The organism is Streptomyces sp. NPDC037290 (genome assembly GCF_055603245.1).
In genome coordinates, this window is the sequence record NZ_JBVJVZ010000002.1 from 809,369 (window position 1) to 826,885 (window position 17,517).

The 17,517-nt window shown below is 68.5% G+C and carries 16 protein-coding genes; 8 read left to right on the forward strand and 8 right to left on the reverse strand.

Going from position 1 to position 17,517, the window contains the following annotated elements; all coding sequences use genetic code 11:
• Positions 1-77: 77 nt before the first annotated feature.
• Both ACZ7HQ_RS09405 and ACZ7HQ_RS09410 read right to left on the reverse strand, forming a co-directional pair.
• Positions 78-1,196 (reverse strand): fatty acid desaturase family protein, encoded by a 1,119-nt coding sequence (locus tag ACZ7HQ_RS09405; protein ID WP_470986738.1) that lies wholly within the window; start codon positions 1,194-1,196, stop codon positions 78-80.
• Between the two features lie 7 nt (positions 1,197-1,203).
• Positions 1,204-2,259: a ferredoxin reductase gene (locus tag ACZ7HQ_RS09410; RefSeq protein WP_470986740.1), complete on the reverse strand. Its 1,056-nt coding sequence runs from the start codon at positions 2,257-2,259 to the stop codon at positions 1,204-1,206.
• 87 nt (positions 2,260-2,346) lie between these two features.
• Here ACZ7HQ_RS09410 and ACZ7HQ_RS09415 point away from each other — a divergent pair, with 87 nt between their 5' ends.
• Positions 2,347-3,486, forward strand: coding sequence for a PucR-like N-terminal domain-containing protein (locus tag ACZ7HQ_RS09415; RefSeq protein ID WP_470986742.1), 1,140 nt, complete (start codon positions 2,347-2,349; stop codon positions 3,484-3,486).
• On the forward strand, positions 3,483-3,611 hold the full coding sequence (locus ACZ7HQ_RS09420; protein ID WP_470986744.1) for a hypothetical protein: 129 nt from the start codon (positions 3,483-3,485) through the stop codon (positions 3,609-3,611). The genes ACZ7HQ_RS09415 and ACZ7HQ_RS09420 overlap by 4 nt, the downstream gene beginning before the upstream one ends.
• 303 nt (positions 3,612-3,914) lie before the next feature.
• Here the strand turns inward: ACZ7HQ_RS09420 and ACZ7HQ_RS09425 are convergent, their stop codons facing one another.
• On the reverse strand, positions 3,915-5,003 hold the full coding sequence (locus tag ACZ7HQ_RS09425; protein ID WP_470986746.1) for a hypothetical protein: 1,089 nt from the start codon (positions 5,001-5,003) through the stop codon (positions 3,915-3,917).
• A 946-nt stretch (positions 5,004-5,949) separates the two neighbouring features.
• Between ACZ7HQ_RS09425 and ACZ7HQ_RS09430 the strand changes: the two genes are divergently transcribed.
• A complete protein-coding gene (locus ACZ7HQ_RS09430; protein ID WP_470986748.1) occupies positions 5,950-7,047 on the forward strand; it encodes an IS110 family RNA-guided transposase in 1,098 nt (365 codons plus the stop codon).
• Positions 7,048-7,718: 671 nt separating this feature from the next.
• On the opposite strand, the gene ACZ7HQ_RS09435 is transcribed toward ACZ7HQ_RS09430, so the two are convergent.
• A complete protein-coding gene (locus ACZ7HQ_RS09435) occupies positions 7,719-8,771 on the reverse strand; it encodes a fatty acid desaturase family protein (RefSeq protein ID WP_470986750.1) in 1,053 nt (350 codons plus the stop codon).
• Between the two features lie 248 nt (positions 8,772-9,019).
• Between ACZ7HQ_RS09435 and ACZ7HQ_RS09440 the strand changes: the two genes are divergently transcribed.
• The 4 genes from ACZ7HQ_RS09440 (at position 9,020) to ACZ7HQ_RS09455 (ending at position 12,024) form a co-directional block, all read left to right on the forward strand.
• The gene (locus ACZ7HQ_RS09440; RefSeq protein WP_470986752.1) at positions 9,020-9,997 is read left to right on the forward strand and encodes a magnesium transporter CorA family protein; all 978 of its coding nucleotides are present in this window, start codon (positions 9,020-9,022) and stop codon (positions 9,995-9,997) included.
• A gap of 139 nt (positions 9,998-10,136) precedes the next feature.
• Positions 10,137-10,724, forward strand: coding sequence for a DUF5994 family protein (locus ACZ7HQ_RS09445; protein WP_335755317.1), 588 nt, complete (start codon positions 10,137-10,139; stop codon positions 10,722-10,724).
• Positions 10,725-10,730: 6 nt separating this feature from the next.
• Positions 10,731-11,255 carry a hypothetical protein gene (locus tag ACZ7HQ_RS09450; protein WP_373304000.1) on the forward strand — a complete coding sequence of 175 codons (525 nt, stop codon included), beginning with the start codon at positions 10,731-10,733 and terminating at the stop codon, positions 11,253-11,255.
• Between the two features lie 283 nt (positions 11,256-11,538).
• The gene (locus tag ACZ7HQ_RS09455; RefSeq protein ID WP_470986754.1) at positions 11,539-12,024 is read left to right on the forward strand and encodes a DUF5994 family protein; all 486 of its coding nucleotides are present in this window, start codon (positions 11,539-11,541) and stop codon (positions 12,022-12,024) included.
• 39 nt (positions 12,025-12,063) lie between these two features.
• Here ACZ7HQ_RS09455 and ACZ7HQ_RS09460 read toward each other — a convergent pair whose 3' ends face one another.
• The 3 genes from ACZ7HQ_RS09460 to ACZ7HQ_RS09470 all read right to left on the reverse strand — a co-directional run bounded on the left by ACZ7HQ_RS09460 (position 12,064) and on the right by ACZ7HQ_RS09470 (position 15,132).
• Positions 12,064-13,332 carry an ATP-binding protein gene (locus ACZ7HQ_RS09460; RefSeq protein WP_470986756.1) on the reverse strand — a complete coding sequence of 423 codons (1,269 nt, stop codon included), beginning with the start codon at positions 13,330-13,332 and terminating at the stop codon, positions 12,064-12,066.
• A gap of 119 nt (positions 13,333-13,451) precedes the next feature.
• Positions 13,452-14,315 (reverse strand): slipin family protein, encoded by an 864-nt coding sequence (locus tag ACZ7HQ_RS09465; protein ID WP_470986758.1) that lies wholly within the window; start codon positions 14,313-14,315, stop codon positions 13,452-13,454.
• Between the two features lie 124 nt (positions 14,316-14,439).
• Positions 14,440-15,132, reverse strand: a complete 693-nt coding sequence (locus ACZ7HQ_RS09470) for a DUF5994 family protein (RefSeq protein WP_470986760.1) — start codon at positions 15,130-15,132, stop codon at positions 14,440-14,442.
• Positions 15,133-15,476: 344 nt separating this feature from the next.
• Here ACZ7HQ_RS09470 and ACZ7HQ_RS09475 point away from each other — a divergent pair, with 344 nt between their 5' ends.
• Positions 15,477-16,082, forward strand: coding sequence for a DUF5994 family protein (locus ACZ7HQ_RS09475; RefSeq protein WP_055707165.1), 606 nt, complete (start codon positions 15,477-15,479; stop codon positions 16,080-16,082).
• A 62-nt stretch (positions 16,083-16,144) separates the two neighbouring features.
• Here the strand turns inward: ACZ7HQ_RS09475 and ACZ7HQ_RS09480 are convergent, their stop codons facing one another.
• Positions 16,145-17,386: a PP2C family protein-serine/threonine phosphatase gene (locus tag ACZ7HQ_RS09480; RefSeq protein WP_470986762.1), complete on the reverse strand. Its 1,242-nt coding sequence runs from the start codon at positions 17,384-17,386 to the stop codon at positions 16,145-16,147.
• Positions 17,387-17,517: the final 131 nt, after the last annotated feature.

Below are 17,517 nucleotides of genomic sequence, written 5' to 3' on the forward strand. Positions count from 1 at the left end.
GTGGAGTGCGTGGGGATTCTGGAGCCTACGGACAAGGGCACCTGACCTCGGGTTCGTGAGCCAGGCGCTGGTAACAATCAGGCGGCGACGAGCTCCTGCTCGCGGTCCGGCGTCTTGACCTCGGGCTTCTTGTTCGGCAGCGAGAGCCGGAAGACCTTGCGCCACGCGGAGAACACCTGTTTGGGCAGCGGTCCGGTGACGTACTCCAGCTCGTACTTCTCGAACAGCGCGCGCACCTTCACCGCGACCTCGGCGTACCGGTTGCTCGGCAGGTCCGGGAACAGGTGGTGCTCGATCTGGTGCGACAGGTTGCCGGTCATGAAGTGCATGGCCCTGCTGCCGCTGATGTTCGCCGAGCCCATCATCTGGCGCAGGTACCACTGGCCGCGCGTCTCGCCGTTGATCGACCGGCGCTCGAAGACCTGTACGCCTTCGGGGAAGTGCCCGCACATGATCACGGAATGGGACCAGATGTTGCGGACCAGGTTCGCGGTGAACGTGGCGGCGAGCGTGGTGAGGAACGACGGACCCGACAGCAGTGGGTGGATCACGTAGTCCTTGAGCACCTGCTTGCGGATCTTGCGGCCCACGGCCTTGGCCCGGGCGCGGAACTCCGGGTTGTTGCGGCGGCGCTTGTGCAGGTTCTTGCCGAGCTCCAGGTCGTACGCTGCGATGCCGTACTCGAAGAAGCAGGCGTTGATGAAGTTCCACAGCGGCTGGCCGAGGTGGAACGGGTGCCACTTCTGGTCCTCGTCGACGCGCATGATGCCGTAGCCGAGGTCGTTGTCCTTGCCGATCACGTTGGTGTAGGTGTGGTGCAGCTCGTTGTGCGAGTGCTTCCACTGGTCGGCCGGCGAGACGTGGTCCCACTCCCAGGTCGTGGAGTGGATCTTCGGGTCCCGCATCCAGTCCCACTGGCCGTGCAGGACGTTGTGGCCGATCTCCATGTTGTCCATGATCTTCGCCACGGACAGCCCGGCGGTGCCGAGCAGCCACGCGGGCGGGAACATCGAGAACAGCAGCACGCCCCTGCTGGCCAGCTCGAGTTTGCGCTGCGCCGAGATGACCTTGCGGATGTAGGCGGCGTCCTTCTCGCCGCGGCCGGCGATCACCTCGTCACGGATCGCGTCCAGCTCGCGGCCGAGCTCCTCGATCTGCTCCGCCGTCAGGTGGGCGGTGGGGTCGATGGCGGTCAAGGTGCTCCTACCGTTCGATGTCACAGGGGCCCGCCGCGGCGGACACACAGGTCTGGATGAGGACGCCCGGCTCGGCCTCGGTGATCTCGCCGGTGCGCAGGTCGCGGACGGCGCCCGCCTTGAGCGGCGTGACACAGCCGAAGCAGATGCCCATGCGGCACCCGGACGGCATGAGTACGCCGGCCTCCTCGCCGACGTCCAGCAACGGCGTGGCGCCGTCCGCGTCGACGGTCTTGCCGGTGGCGCTGAACGTGACCTCGCCACCATCGCCGGCGACGACGATGCCGGGGCGGAAGCGTTCGGTGTGCAGGCGCTCCGGTACGCCGTGTTCGCTCCAGTGCTCTTCGGCGGCATCCAGCAGGCCCGCGGGCCCGCAGGCCCAGGTCTCGCGCTCAGCCCAGTCGGGCACGAGTTCGTCGAGACGGGCGATGTCGAGCATGCCGTCTGTGTCGGTGTGCACCTCGATGAGCCGCAGCTTCTTGTCCGCGACCAGGTCGTGCAGTTCGTTGCGGAAGATCACGTCCTGCGGCCGTGGCGCGCAGTGGACCATGACGACGTCGCCGAACTCGATGTCGCGCAGCATGCCCATCACGGGCGTGATGCCGCTGCCGGCCGTCAGGTAGAGCACCTTGGCGGGCGTGGCCTGCGGCAGCACGAAGTCACCGGTCGCCTGGTCGAGCTGGATCAGCGTGCCCGGTTTCGCCCTGCGGACCAGGTGGTTGCTCACCTTGCCGTCCGGGATCGCCTTCACGGTGATCGTGACGCGGCCGTCCTGACGGTTCGTCGGCGAGGTGAGGGAGTAGGCACGCCACAGGCGCACCCCGTCGACGTCGACCCCGATCCGCACGTACTGACCGGCCGTGTGGCCGCGCCAGCCCCGTCCCGGCCTGATCACGATGGTCGCGGCGTCATCCGTCTCGGGGTGCACGGCCTCGATGCGCCCCCGCAGGTCAGCGCCCGCACGCAGTGGGCTGACCAGGTCGAGGTAGTCCGACGGCAGCAGCGGCGTCGTGACCATCTCCAGCAGTTTCCATGCCCTGCTGCGAAGGGCTGCACTCGTCATGACTCCAGCTTGCTGCGTCTCAGGGCGTAAAGTCCTGACCGTAGGACGTGAATCTGGTGGGTGGAATTGTTCGCAGGGAATAAAAACGTGAGTCGTGTAACCCAGAGGGCCAGCGAACTGGCCCTGGATGAGACGACGGTCACCGCACTTCGGGCCGCGCTGAAGACCACCGCCGACGAGGTCGTCCAGGCGATCATCGACGAGGTCCCTCCCTACGCAGGCGCCCTTTCGGGCAGCATGGGCGGCACCATCCGCCGAGCCGTTCGCACCGCCCTCGGGCACTACCTGGACCTCGCGAGCGGGAACGCCACGGGCGGCGACGGCGGTGACGCGGCGTACGAGCTGGGCCGCGGCGAGGTGCGCGACGGCCGTTCGATGGACGCCCTCCTCAGCGCCTACCGCGTCGGCGCCCGCGTGGCCTGGCGATGCCTGGCAGCGGGCGCCGTGTCCGCAGGTCTGCCCGCCGCCGAGGTCGCCAAGTTCGCCGAGCTGACCTTCGCCTACATCGACGAGCTCTCCGCCGCGAGCGCCGCGGGCCACGCCGACGAACTGGCCGCCCGGGGCAGGGCCCACGAGCGCCACCTGGAACACCTGGCCCGCGACCTCCTCGCCGGCGCGAGCCCGGACGTGTTGCTGGCCTCTGCTCAACGGGCCGGGTGGCAGCCTCCGGTTACGCTGACGGCGGTCCTGCTGCCCGCCGCCCAGGCCCGGCCTGCCTACCGGGCGCTCGACCCGAGCACCCTCGTCCTCGACGATCTGCCGGACGCCACCGGTGTGCTGCTCGTCCCCGATGCCGACCGATCACATCTCTTGCGGCAGCTGACCGACCGCACCGGCGTGGTCGGCCCGGCCCGGCCATGGACTCGTGCGTCCGCCTCGTACGCACGAGCCGCACGCGCGCGCTCCCTCTCCTCCGACATCCGCGACACCGAGGACCACCTGCCCGAGCTGGTGCTGAGCGCCGACGCGGACGCGTTCGCAGACCTGCGTGCCAGAGCCCTCGCACCGTTGCGCACCTTGCCTGTCTCGACCGCACGGCGGCTGGAGGAGACGTTGCGGGCGTGGCTGCTGCACCAGGGCAGGCGGGACGAGGTGGCGGCGGCGTTGTTCGTCCATCCCCAGACAGTCCGGTACCGGATGTCGCAGCTGCGGGAGCTGTTTCCGGATCTCGCATCGCCACACCGGGTCCTTGAACTGACGCTGGCGGTCGGTCTTCGGGCCAGTTGACGCGTACTTCGACCGTCCACGACCGCCCGGCGGATCCCGGCATCGTGCTCGGTGCCTACCTGGACGTCCTTGCAGCCGGGACGATTCGGGTGAGCGACGCGATCCAGGTGCAGCAGGTCGGCTGACAGGGAGCGTTCCACCACGAGTCGCCCACCTGCCGACCCGTCAGGCCCGCATCTCGCACGACCAGCCACACCCGGTCGCGACTGAGCGGGAGTTGACCGAGGAGGACGCCGGTCGCGTCGAGCACGGTGTTGGCGAAGGCTGGAGCGACCGGGTTGAAAGGGCGGACTGTCGGCCGTGACGCCCGTTTGACTCCCTGGGCACCCACATGCATGGCGACGGGCCGGGAAATGGGATCTGACCTCGGGTTTTCCGAAGATCCTCCTGAACTGCGGTTGTGGGCGCACAATGTGCGGTGCGGGCGTTCAGTAGGTGGGACCGTAAGGGCTCCAGTGCCCGAGGAAGGGTTTCAGGTCGTCGGCTTGTGGCTTGGGAATGTCGGGCAGCCGGGGCGGTGTGTTCAATGGGTCGAGGCGCTCAACGGTGGCCGCTGCCCAGCTGATCCATTCCTCGGCGTCGGTTCTGGCCTGGCCCGGAGGCATGGCCTCGACTCGCGTGCGTACGGTGCTCACGTATTGGGTCAGTCGGGTGGCGTGGCGCCATGCCGCTTCCTGAGCTTCTAGGTGCCTGACGCGGTACGCCTCCGCGTACCGGATGCGGGCTTGTTCCATGGCGGCTTCCCAGCGGATGCGCTTCTGGCGTGCCGCTTCGGCCTCGTCCTGGCGTCCGCGTTCGGCGGCTTCGCCGCGAAGCGTGACCTCCTGTGCGATCTCGGCGAGCTGCTCTTCAAGGGGACGGCCGGGAGCGTCGGCCCATTCGCTCGCCCGGTGTGGCTGGCCGCCGCTGATGACAAAGCGGAGGCGTTCGGCCGGGGTGTAGTCGAAGCGGGGGATCCTGACCCAGGAGTGCCTCTTGGCGTCGGCGAGTTCCTTCTCGGTGGCGACGTGCTCGGCCCGGTCCTGCTCCTGGAGGACGACAAACCCCACTGTCTGGCCCTGTGCGGTGATGGTGAAGTGGGGATGTGCCCTGCGACGGCGATGAGGTGGAGGTGCGAAGCCGGTTTGCCCCGCCGAGCAGGTGTGTCCTTCGTCCTCGGCGGCCGTGATCAGTGCCTGGATGAGCCGGAGAGCGCGTCCTTGGACGGGCTTGGTCAGGCCGAGCGGCTGGCGCTCGTTCTGCATGGCCCGGATAACAGTGTGCGGCCGAGTGAGCCGCGAGGGCACAGGGACGGGGTCGAGGACGGCAAGGCGCCAGGCGGGGATGTCGACGAGCTTGATCTCGTACCCGTCACGGCACCAGTTTCCGTACAGCTCCTTCGTCTTCGGAATCCTTCCGGATCTGCGTGCTGCGGCGACGCGGGATGGCCACTTCTCCAAGTCGGGACCGCTGCCGCTCTTGACGATCCTGCCGTCGGCCTTCGCGAGCTCCTGTAACAGCTGCTCCGTGAGCGTCACACGAGGATGTGAGGGAGGGCTTGGCTTCCGCTCGGTGGCCGGATTTTCCTGCGCTCGGGTGGACTTAGGTCGTGGACCGGCGGCCTGGGTCTTCCGCGGGCGTGATCCGCGGGGAGGGTACGTACCGTGTGCCAGGTAGTGCTGGCCGGCGCTCGTCAGGGCGACGCTCCACTGCCCGCTCTTCCGGGAGACCGTGACCAGGCCCCGGTTGTGCAGTGCCTGGCAGGTGGTCTTGTAGGAGCTGGTCTCCCATACGTCGGCAGGGCACCCGGCTCCCACCCAATGCAACACCGACAGCTGCCGGTCATTGACCCGCCGTTCCAATGGTCCGCCTTCGACTCGAAGTGACGCACGACGGCGGCATGGTGCCAGTTCCGTTGCTAGGCGACCGGTGCTTCGACTCGATTCGTCCGAACGAGCGAGCTCACGTGGCTGCAAGCCGGATAGAAGGAGAACGGTAGGTGGGTGCTGTCCTGCGGCGGGGTCTGACTCCTGAGATGCCTGACCAGAGTGTCCCGCTCACACTCTACGTGGGAGGAGCCGCAGCTGCTGCAGCCGGTGAGCACCACCTCCTTGCGTGACGTCTCCCTGTCAATGCCGGTCAGGGGTGGACGAGAGTCAACGCCTTGTCAGCCCGCTCAGTCAGGTTGAGCATCGGTTCGGCCGAAGTCATCCGGCAGTGATCGAGTCATGCCGCTGTACCGCGATCGATGGGACGGTTGTGCAGTGTCATCCCGGACGGGGTCTGACTCGTGAGATCTATGACCGATGTGTCCAGTCACGGACCTGTCGACTGCCGTTGCGGGATGCTGCCTGCCACCGAGCCACAGGGCGTGTCCCTATAGGGGCCTTGCCGAGTTTCAGGCGCCATCACGGTTCAGACCGCCCGAGCAGGCCGGTGCCATTCACCCTAGCCAGCACGTCAGCATGTGGGAGGCGCACCATCATGACGACCCGACAGCGCAGCACCTCATCGAGCACGGATCCGCCCGTTCGGCGCGAGGTCGTCCTGGGCGTGGACACGCACGGCGAGGTGCATGTCGCCGCCGTGATCTCCCCGCTCGGGAAGATCTTGGGAACCGAGTCCTTTCCGGCAACGACAGTCGGCTATCGGCAGCTTCTTGTCTGGGCCCGCAAGCGGGGTACGGTGCGCCGGGCCGGCGTGGAGGGCACCGGCACCTTTGGCGCGGGCCTGTCTCGCTACCTGCTGGCCCAGCAGATCCAGGTGTTCGAAGTGAATCGGCCCGACCGGTCGGCCCGCCGGCAGTTGGGGAAGTCGGACCCGCTCGACGCTCGGGCCGCCGCGCGAGCCGTGCTCAGTGGCCGCGCCCGGGCCCAGGCCAAGTCCGGCGAAGGTCCGGTGCACAGCGCCCGGATGTACAAGCTCGCCAAGGACTCCGCGGTCAAGGCCCGCACCCAGGCGATCAACCAGCTCAAGGCCGTCCTGGTCATCGCCGACCCTGCCCTGCGGGAGCGCTTGTCGAGCTTGGGTAATGCCGAGCTGTTCCGCACCTGCGCGCGCCTCGGCCCACCCGATGACGGGGGAGACGAGGACATGGTGGCCCAGGCCACCCACATGACGTTGCGTATGCTCGCCGAGCGCATCGAACAGCTCAGCGGGCAGATCGATGAGCTGAACCAGCGCCTGACCCAGCTCGTCGAACGCCACGCCCCACAGCTGCTCGAACCGGTGGGCATCGGTCCGGACAGCGCCGTCACTCTCCTGATCACCATGGGGGACAATCCCGAGAGGCTGAACTCCGAGGCATCCTTTGCTGCCCTTTGCGGAGTCAGCCCCATCGAGTACTCCTCTGGCCGTCGGGGAACGCGTCGACTCAACTACGGCGGCGACCGTCAGGCGAACGCCGCCCTGCACCGCATCGTGTTCACCCGGCTGCGCCACGACCCTCGTACCCAGGCGTACTACGAACGCCGCACCCAGGAGGGCAAGACCCGACGCGAAATCATCCGATGCCTCGAGCGGTATGCCGCCCGAGAGGTCTTCAACCTGGTCAGGACGGTATCCAGCGTCCCCCTGTTATAGGGGCGTCCATGAGACGTGAGAGGGTCTGGGGCGTGAGTGAGACACCCCCGAACACCCTGCAATACCGCTTTGACGGGCCGGAAGACGCTCCGGTCCTGCTCTTGGGTCCCTCACTGGGTACCACATGGCACAGGTCGTAACGATCGTCCATGGGTGTCCAGCCGCTCCGGGGCGCGCACAAAATTGCAGGTCAGATCCCTATGGTTCGCGGGTGTCCGCTCAGTTCGTGACAGCGATGTGAGAGAGGGCGAAGCAGTGAGGCCCATCCGGGAACCAGCCCCCGACGGGGCTTCTGCTCGGAGCCCTGGGACGAAGCCCCGCCGGAGCGCTCCGGCGGGGCTTCGCCGTGATCTCGACTGTGCTTGCGCGCATGACCGCGTTCGGCTCCGCACACAGTGCGCGCTCCTGCGATGCTCGCGGGACGCTGGATTTGCGATTGCGCCCATCTGGGAGGGGAGCCGTAAGACGACGCAGCCGCGCCGGGAAGCCGACGGGGCTGTTCCAGCCGCTGGGTCTCACCGGATCACTTCAGCCGGGCACCGGGAAAAGGCGCTGGAGTACGGCAAGGGCATCTGGATGCGTTACAGCTGCCGACTCATGCAAGCGGTTCGACGGGATTGCCTCCTGGTTCAGACAGGGCGGCGAGATCATCTACCGTCGGCGCCGGTGCGTCATGCTCGGGCGCTGCTGATACGGGCTCGCCGCAGTGGCGCTCCTGCTCGGTGGAGACTGGCGAGTGCTTGCCGGTAGGAGGCGATCAGTCCGGTTTCCAGATAGTCGACTCCCAAGTCCTGGCAGTAGTGGCGGACGATGGGCCGGGCCCTGCGCAGGTGGGGGCTGGGCATGCTGGGGAACAGGTGGTGTTCGATCTGGTGGTTCAGGCCGCCCAGGGCGAGGTCGGTGAACCAGCTGCCGCGTACGTTGCGTGCGGTGAGGACCTGCCGGCGCAGGAAGTCGGGGCGGTCGTTGCCGGTCAGGGTCGGCATGCCCTTGTGGTTGGGGGCGAAGAGGCAGCCGAGGTAGAGGCCGAACAGGCCCTGGTTGACGGCCAGGAACGCGATCGCCATGCCGGGTGGGAGGACGAGGAACAGTGCGGTCAGGTAGGCGGCGGTGTGCCCGTAGAGCAGCGTGCTGTCCAGGGCGCGGTTCTTCAGGGTGCGGTTGCCCAGTGCTCGCGCGCTGGAGACATGAAGGTTGACCCCTTCGAGCAGGAGCAGGGGAAAGAAGAGGAACGCCTGCCGACGGCCGATGATCCTCGGCAGTCCGGTCGCGGCGCGGGCCTGGTCCTGGGACCACACCAGCAGGTCCGGGGCGATGTCGGGGTCGAGGTCCTCGTGGTTGGGGTTGGCGTGGTGGCGGGTGTGTTTGTCCTGCCACCATCCGTAGCCCATCCCGATCGCGGCCCCGGCGATGCGGCCGGCCGTCTCGCTGGGCCGGCGCCGGCGGAAGACCTGGCGGTGCGCGACGTCGTGGGCGAGCAGAGCCACCTGCCCGAACATCACGGCGAGGAACGCGGCGAGCGCCAGGGTCCACCACCCGGCGCCGATGACGACGAACGCGCTCCAGCCCCCGGCGTAGGCGACGGCCACGACGATGGACCGGACGGTGTAGTAGCCGGGGCGCCGGTTCATCAGGCCGGCCTCGGCGATCTTCTTCGACAGGCGGGCGAAATCACTGCCACCTGCGGGGGGAGGCGGGCGACGGCGCGGGGTATGCGTGGTCATGGTCTCGGAGTGTCCTTCCCGGCTGACGGGCCGCATCCGGTCGTGCGGTGTACGCCGGATGCGATGCGGCAGCCGGGTACCCACATCCCTGCCTTCGGACCGGCACCCGATGCTCGTCGGTCGGAGCTCCGGATGTCGCGGGCTTTGACGTAAGGCCCCCACGGAGGGTGGCTGCTGTCGATGAACCTGCCGCGCTGGCAATCGGGGCGAAGCGGCATGACAGGGGTATAAGACACTAGCCTCGGGCCATGGTGACGCGTACCCGGCTGTATCACGACGGCACTCTGGTCCTGGAGGGCTTTCCCGCCAGTGACGTCTCTGCGCATCTCGCTGATCCGGCGTCGGTCCTGTGGCTGGACCTGCACCGGCCCGGAGCCGCTGAACTCACCATGCTCGGTCAGGAGTTCGGCATCCACGAACTGGCTCTGGAGGATGCCGCTCACCATGGACAGCGGCCGAAACTCGACCGCTATCGCACCCACGAGTTCCTCAGCGCCTACGCCGTGACCGTCAGCCCGGACGGTGCGCAACTGACGTACAGCGAGATCGCCGTATTCCTCACCGGCCAGGCCATGATCACAGTCCGCAAGGACGACGGCCTCGACATCGAGGACGTCGTCGCCCGCTGGGACGAGAGCCCGGACCTGGCCGGCCATGGCGTCGGATTCCTGCTGCACGGTCTGCTCGACCATCTCGTGGACGGACACTTCGCCGCGGTCCAGCAGTTGGACGACAGCATCGAGGACCTGGAGGGTCTGCTCTTCGCGGCCGGGCGCCGTGAGATCGAAGCCGTGCAGCGCCGCGTTTTCGCACTGCGTAAGTCGCTCGTCCAGTTGCGCCGCGTCGTGCTCCCGATGCGTGAGGTGGTCAACACCCTCATGCGCCCCGGCCTGCACCTGATCAACGACCCTCTCGCCCCGTACTACCAGGACGTCTACGACCACGTGCTGCGTGCCACCGAGTGGACGGAATCGCTGCGGGACCTGGTGGCCTCGGTCATGGAGACGAACCTCTCGGTCCAGGCCAATCGCATGAACCTGATCATGAAGAAGGTGACGAGCTGGGCCGCGATCATCGCCGTACCCACCGCGATCACCGGCTACTACGGCCAGAACCTCCCCTATCCCGGTTTCGGCCGCGAGTCGGGATTCATCACCTCCGCCGCAGTCATCGTGCTCCTGTCCGCATTGCTGTATCTGACGTTCAAGCGCAAGGACTGGCTCTGACCGGCATCGGCACCGGCGACCAGGTCCTGAAGGTAGGAAACTGCCTGGTCATCCCGGGCTTTTCGGACCGGTGAGCGGAGTAGTGTTGAAGACACCGGGAGTTCTTCGCGCACCGGCTCCGACGCGGGTGCCGTTCCCGGTGATCGACAGCGCCGGGCCGCACCCACGAGCCCGGGGACAGGTCCGCGCCATGGCTGTGACCATTGACCGTACGACATCGATCAGATGTGCGCCGCCGCAGCCGGCCCGGCTGTCCCTGACGCCCGCGCCGGGCGGGCTGGACGGTATGTGGTGGCCTCGCTCCCGTGCCTTCACCCGTGAGCTGCCGTCGTTGACGGCCGCATTGGGCGATCTCTGGGGTCGTATCACGGGTGTCACCGTGCACCCGGCCTACTGGCCCGTCCTGCCGCACTGGGTGTCCTACGCCGGGCGCACCGTGCAGGTGGGCTGGTCCACCGAGGAGCAGGATCCCCACAGACTCACTCTTTTCTCCGCTGACGGCCGCCGGGACGTGCTGGTGATTCCGCCGGAAACCGGTGCGGATGCCGCCGCGCAGTTGATGGTCGGCGACGGCGTCGATGCCTCGGCCCGGGAGCAAGCAGCAGACAGGATCGATGCACGAAACAGGGAAGAAGCCTGGGAGGCCGACGGCGGAGCAGGTCGACCGTCGTCCCTGCCCCGGCCCATCGGCTCGGCAGGGCCTTCGCCCGCCGGTCGGCGGAGGTGAGATCCCATGCTCGTCATCGCCGTGGCCGTGCTGCTCGTCCTGATCGCCGTCGGAGTCGTTCTGATCCACCGGCTCAACGGCCAGCACGCCGAACGGATCGCTGCCTTCCACTACAGCGATGTTCTGCCGGGGATCGGGCGTCGGCCCCGGAGACACCGTCGGTCGGTGGACGCGACCGTTCCGACGCGCCCCACCGCGACGGCGACCGCGGATGACATCGGCTTCGGCCCGACCGTGGGCAGTAGAGGAAGGCGCGTCATGGCGATGTTGCGGGACCGGAAGACGTACCGCGAGAGGATCATGCAGGCTCTGTACCAGGCCGCCGAGGGCAATCGCCTCCTGGGTGTCGATGGGGCGAAGCTCCGCACGGACCTGGGTATCCCTGAGCAGGACATGGCCGCTGCCTGTATGTACCTGGCAGGTGAAGGCTGGGTCGTCGTGGACTGGGAGAGGGGCAACACGCCCGGGATGATCACGCTGACGCACCAGGGGATCCGGCAGATGGAGACGGAAGAGGAAGGGCGTGGCTGAACCGCCGCGTCGGCTTCTCGGACCGAAGTGAACCCTCGCAAGGATTGCTTATGGCGGATTAGTCCCTTTGACGTAACCTGGAAAGCGGGTCGGCGCACGCTCACGTGCAATGACCCGGAAGGGCGGCTCCGGCGGGTATACGCCGGAGCCGTTGCCTGTTTCCGCAACCGCGCCTGCGGCGAAGCTCTCGCGGGAGCGTCGTGCGGAGTACCGTGAGGTAGCAGGGTCGTATCGTGGTCGCACGCCGTGCGGTCGCACTGCTCTCTGCGGACGGGCGGACACCATGGCAGGCTCAGACACCCCCGACTTCCCCAGGCTCCTGCCGGACGCCGTGCACCGGTCGGTGAAACCCGGAACGGCCCTGCTGCGACTGGAGACCACCCACGCACGCGAGGGAATCCTGGACGGCGCATGGTGGCCGCGGTCCCGGGACATCGGTGCCGAGCTTCCCTCGCTGATCTCCGCGTTGACCGAGCATCTCGGGCCTGTCACCCGGGTCGGTCTGGACGGCAGCGCCTGGGACGAACTGCCGACCCGGGTGATGGTCGACGACCGGGTCGTGCACATCGACTCCTTCCCGGTCGGTGACGACACCGTCCTCATCACCCGAGGCGAAGGGGACCTTTTCTCTCTGTTGCTGGTCCCTCCGGACACGTCGCCCGACGCGGCACGCGCCGCGATGGCCAGGGCCGTACGGGCCGAAAACGTCACCGCGGCCAGGCAGATCCTCATCGAAACGGGCAGCGACACGCCACCTACGCCGGCCTGACACGTCCGTCGCAGATCGACTCCCCACCCGGCCTGGACGCTAGATGCGGGCGAACTCCTCCGTCTGCTGGGCGAATTCCCGGGCCATGGCAGCGCTGACCGTGGGCTTGGTGTCGCAGATCGTGTCCAGGTAGTCGTCGGTGGTGGGGGTGGTCCGGGTTCCGGTGTCGAAGGTGCGCTCGAACTGGGCCTGGGAGACGGTACGCGCCGCGTGGGCGATGTCGGCGGGGGTGAACCCCTCGCTGGCGGACGCGAGTACCGCGCTGTCGGCCCGCGCGCCCGCTCGGGCCAGGTAGCTCTCCCACAGTGCGGTCCTGGCGGTGTGGTCGGGAGGGCCGATCGGCAGCACGTAGTCGAAGCGGCCGTGCCGCAGGAACGCGGAGTCGAGCGTGGTCACGTTGTTCGTGGCGCAGACGAGCAGCCGTCCGTCCTGGCTTCGGAACCGGACGATCGCCTTGAGCAGTTCGTTGACGACGCCGACAGCGGTCGCGTCCGCGCCGCCGCGTTCGCCGGCGACCTCCTCGACCTCGTCGATGAAGACGAGGACGTGGTCGAGCCGGGCGATCTCGTCGAAGCGCCGGTTCAGCCCGGTCGCCAGGCCGTACTCGGCGGCCAGACGGGCGGGGAACAGTTCGAGGAAGGGCCATCCCAGGCGGCTGGCGATCGCGTGCGCGAACGTGCTCTTGCCGGTCCCGGGCGGGCCGAACAGCATCACCGCCCGTGGCGGTTCCACTCCGTGCTGGGCGGCCAGTTCGGGATGGGCCAGCGGCAGGACCAGGCGCCGCTCGATGAGCTGCTTCTCCCGTTGCATGCCCGCGACCTTCTGCCAGAGCCCCCCTGGCGGCAGCTCCGCTCCGAGCGAGGACAGCGTGCCGGCCGACTGCGGGGTCACCGGTCCGCGTTTCTCGAAGAAGACCAGCCCGGGGCGGGCGCCGAAGTCGCAATTGCGCAGGGCGGTGGCACCGGTCTCGCCCTCGGGCAGGGCGGCGTGCACCGCGCGGACGCCGGCGGCGAAGACGCGTTGCTCAAGGGCGGTGATCAGGGCACTCCCCAGCCCGCGCTGCCGCCAGCCGGGCGCCATGCAAATGCGCAGAATCCATGCCCGTTCGCCCTCCACCCTGCTTACCGCGGCGCCGATCAGCACGTCGTCGGCCGTGGCCACCACGGCCGGGTGGCGGGTCTGGAGGGCCGTCACGGCGTCCGAGAGTGGGAAGAGCGGCGGCTCCTCGGTCGTGCCGCTCTGCATGTCGACACGGATCACCGCTTCGAGATCGTCCTGGGTGTAGTCCCTGACCCGCCAACTCGTCATGATCAGCTCCGCGTGTTCGGCCGTACCCCCATCATCAGCCGGTGCCCGGAGGATGCGCGCGACAGGCGACGGTCACGAATCCTCCCTGGTGCCACGGATCGCTCGGGCCGTAGTCGGCTTCACGCCGCGGTGCCGGGCGCGCTGCCTGCCGGGCTGAGAGACGTGTCGGTGCGGCCGGTGCCGGCCGGTGGCGCTGCCGCGGCGGGTGCGGCGGCAGCGGTTTCCCGGGCGAGGAAGGAGCCGAGCTCGCCGATCGTGCTCATGAGGGGGGCCGGGAAGACGACGGTGGTGTTCTGGTCGACACCGATCTCCACCAGGCTCTGGAGATTGCGCAGTTGAAGCGCCAGGGGGTGGGCCATCATGGTGTCCGAGGCGTCGCCGAGCGCGGCTGCGGCCAGGGACTCGCCCTCCGCGTTGATGATCTTCGCTCGCTTCTCCCGCTCGGCCTCGGCCTGGCGGGCCATGGCACGCTTCATGGTGTCGGGCAGCTGGATGTCCTTGAGCTCGACCAGGGTGACCTGCACACCCCAGTCGACGGTGGTGACGTCCAGGATCTGGCGGATGTCCAGGTTGATACGGTCCGTCTCCGACAGCGTCTCGTCGAGCGTGTGCCGGCCGACGACCTTCCGCAGGGTGGTCTGGGCGATCTGGTTGATCGCCGCGTTGACGTTCTCCACGGCGACGACCGACTTCACGGCGTCGACGACCCGGAAGTAGGCGACCGCCGACACGTCCACGCTCACGTTGTCCCGGGTGATGATGCCCTGGGACTGGATCGGCATGGTGACGACCCGCAGCGACACCCGGTGCAGGGCGTCGACGAACGGGATGATGAACCGCAGTCCCGGGGAGCGTGTTCCGACGAGTCGGCCGAAGCGGAACAGCACTCCCTTCTCGTACTGCTTGACGACCTTCACGGACAGGGCGAGGGCCAGGAGGGCCAGAAGACCGATCACGACGATGAGAACGATCAGGGCTTGCATGTACTGCTCCTCGGGACGAGGACCACGTGGGGCGGAGACTCGCCGGTCGAGACCCCTGCATGTGCCTGCGCCGGCTCGTGAGGCAGGTCCGAAACCCGTGAAGGCACCGGTCGTGGCGGCCGTCTCACATGCCGATGACCAGGCGACTGGCGCGATCCGTCCGTGCCGGAACGGCCGCTGAGGCGGGGCCGTCCTCCTCGTGCTTCCCTGCCTCGTCCGGTTCGAGTGGCCGGTCGGCGGCGGAGACGGCGTGCCGGGTCTCGTCCGCGGCGATGAGAGCGCTTGCGGTCAGCGGTGGGCCGTCGTAGTCGGACGCGGCCGCCATCAGGCGGGCCGCCGACTCCGTCTCGGTCTCGGGCGGGATGACCAGCAGGTCCCAGCGGCCGGTGCCGTAGGAGAGCAGCAGCAGCTTGTGCGGGTCGATCTCCGGGGTGAACCATCCGACCTTGACGACATGACCGCCCACGGGGATCTCGTGCGGGATGACCGGCCAGTACTTCGGGTTGACGGCGATGCGGGTGATGCGGCCCCACAGAGGGTCCAGCACATCGGTCAGTGCGGGCAGCTCGCTCAGCAGGTCTCGGGAGCGGGGCCACCAGGCACCGTCCAGGAGGCCGCGCGACGGGCCGTCGGTCTTCAGCGCGAGACGCACGGCCGGGGCTGCGACGGGCTCGTGGTGTGGCAGGAGTTGGTGCAAGGTCGCCGACATGATGCGGACCCGTCTCCGGGCCGCCTTGGCGGCGCCCCGGGTTTCGTCTCTCGCCGAGAACGACTCGGCGTGGAAGCCGGTGTGCGAAATGCCCTCGGTGCTGTCCACGGTACTCCGCACACGCCGGGGCGGTTGTGGAGACGCCGCCGCATTCGGTGAAGCGGCTGTCGATACCGGCGGCAGTGGGCCGAGGGCGCCGGGGCCCTTCGTATGCCGGCTCCCGGACCGGTCTCACGCCCGACGGCCCGCATGCCTCGGCCCAGCACTCCTCTGGCTCTGTGACGTGTGTTGTTCCGTTCAGCCCGTCACTCCCCGCCAGTCCGCCGGGCCTCGGCGAGGAGTATCCTGGTGATTACCGAGAGCATCTCGTACACCGGCTTCCACGCCGGGTCGTTCTCGGCGATTCATGGCAACCGGGTCGGCCGTGACCGGCCCGGGGTTGGGTCCGCGTCATGACCGCGACCATTCCGTTCACACCCGCAGTCGGAGACCGGGCCCCTTCTTCGTCACCGCTCCGACTCACGCTGGCGCGGGCCGGCGCCCCTCCGGCCCTGATCGACGGTGCCTGGTGGCCCCGTTCGCGCAACCTGACGGAGGAGCTCCCGGCGCTCGTCGAATGTCTCGACCCGCTGTGGGGGCGGATCACCCGGATAGCGGTGAGCCGCACGTTGTGGCCGGTCATCCCGGGTGAAGTGCCCGCGCACGGCCACATGGTGCGCGTCGGCTGGTCCAACGCCGGGCAGGACCCGCACAAGCTGTTGCTGCTGTCCCACACCTTCGGCCGCTGGGACCTGCTGGTGATCCCACCGGAGACAGCCCCGGCCACCGCAGCCCGGCTCATGGCCACGGCCACCGACCCGTCGCGGAGCCTCACGGCGACCGGCCTGATCCATGAGGCCGAACGTTTCCGGGCCGCGGCAGAGGCAGCGGCCGACTCGGACTCGCTCCGGGAGGCGGTCTGGGACTCCGAAGGCGGACACGACGCCCCCCACCCCGCCTCACGCACTCCTGACGGACCGGTCACCCGTCACGTGCCCACCGCGGCAGCAGGAGTGTGAGAGATCGGCGGTGGGGGAAAGGCTGCGTGCCGTCGGCCTTTCCCTGGGGGTGGGAGGCCGGCTCACTCCGGGAGGGCGAGGTCGTCGGTGGCGCTCCCGCGCCATTCGATCAGCAGGAGCGTCGCATCGTCCGTCGTGATCCCGCCCCGCGCCCGTTGCAGCGTGTGGGAGAGGGAGCGCGCCACCGTCCGGATCTGTTGGGCCGTGGGCTCAAGGCGGTTCACCCACCCGATGAGCTGCTCCACACTGAATTCCTCACCGCCGACATCGCGCTCCTCTATCAGTCCGTCGGTGAAGCACAGGATCCGGTCGCCGGGGATGAGAGCCACTTCACTGATCCGGGGCTCGTGACCGCCGAAGCCGACGGGCAGCGTCGTCGGGCCCTGCAGCCGTCGTACGACACGGTGTCCACGGATCAACAGAGGAGCGGGATGTCCGGCGTTGACCCACTGAAGCCTGCCCGTTGCCGTGTTGAGCCGCATCATCTGAGCGGTCACGAAGTGGTCGGGGCCGAACTGATCGGCGACGGCCCGGTCCATGAACGTATAGATCTCCGACAGGCCGACGCTGATGCGCCGGGCATGCCGGTAGGCTCCGATGACCACCGTGGCCATCGTGGCGGCGTCCAGTCCGTGGCCCATCGCGTCGACCATGGCCACATGCAGGACATCGCCGTTGAGGGCGTAGTCGAAGCTGTCGCCGGCCACGTCGTAGGCGGGTTCCAGCATCCCGGCCAGCTCGACCCGGGGCGTGGACATCGCCAGCGGTGGCAGCAGCGACCACTGGATCTCCGCCGCCACACTCATCGGTTCTCTGCGCCGCAGCCGGAAGAACAGATCGGTGTAACCGTGCTTGGTCACCAGCATGTCGGCCACGAGTGAGGCGAGCCTGCGCAGCAGCCGTCGCTCGTCGTCCTGGAGGTGGTCCAGGGTGACGGCCATCACTCCCACCTGGTCTCCACCGTCCAGCAGGGGAAGGTAGACCCGCACACCATCGGCCTGCGAAACCTCGACGGGACGCGCTTCCCGGAAGGCGCGTCCGGCGTCGGAGCCGTCGATCGGCTGCGGTTCCCCGGCCGCCAGCCCGTCGCCCGGCAGGGGGACGAGCCACACCTGGCCGTAGTCCTGCAGGAAGATAGAGGTCTCGCGGCCGTCGAGCCTGCCGATCTGCCGTGCGACGAGCGGACCGAGCTGGTGCGGCGGCAACTCGTGCCCCTGGTCCAGCAGGACTCCCAGAAACTCCTCCCCGAAGTGCTCCGACCGGGTGGAGCCTTCCGCGGGTCCTTGCCGCTCACCGCCCGTCATCGCCGTGGCCCCGGGGGACGTTCGGGCGGATCCTCACGAAGGTGCTGTGCATACGAACTCCCGACGGAGACTCACCGGCCGACGCGGTGGGGAACTTCCGCCCGGACCGTGGGGGCCGATCCACCGACTCC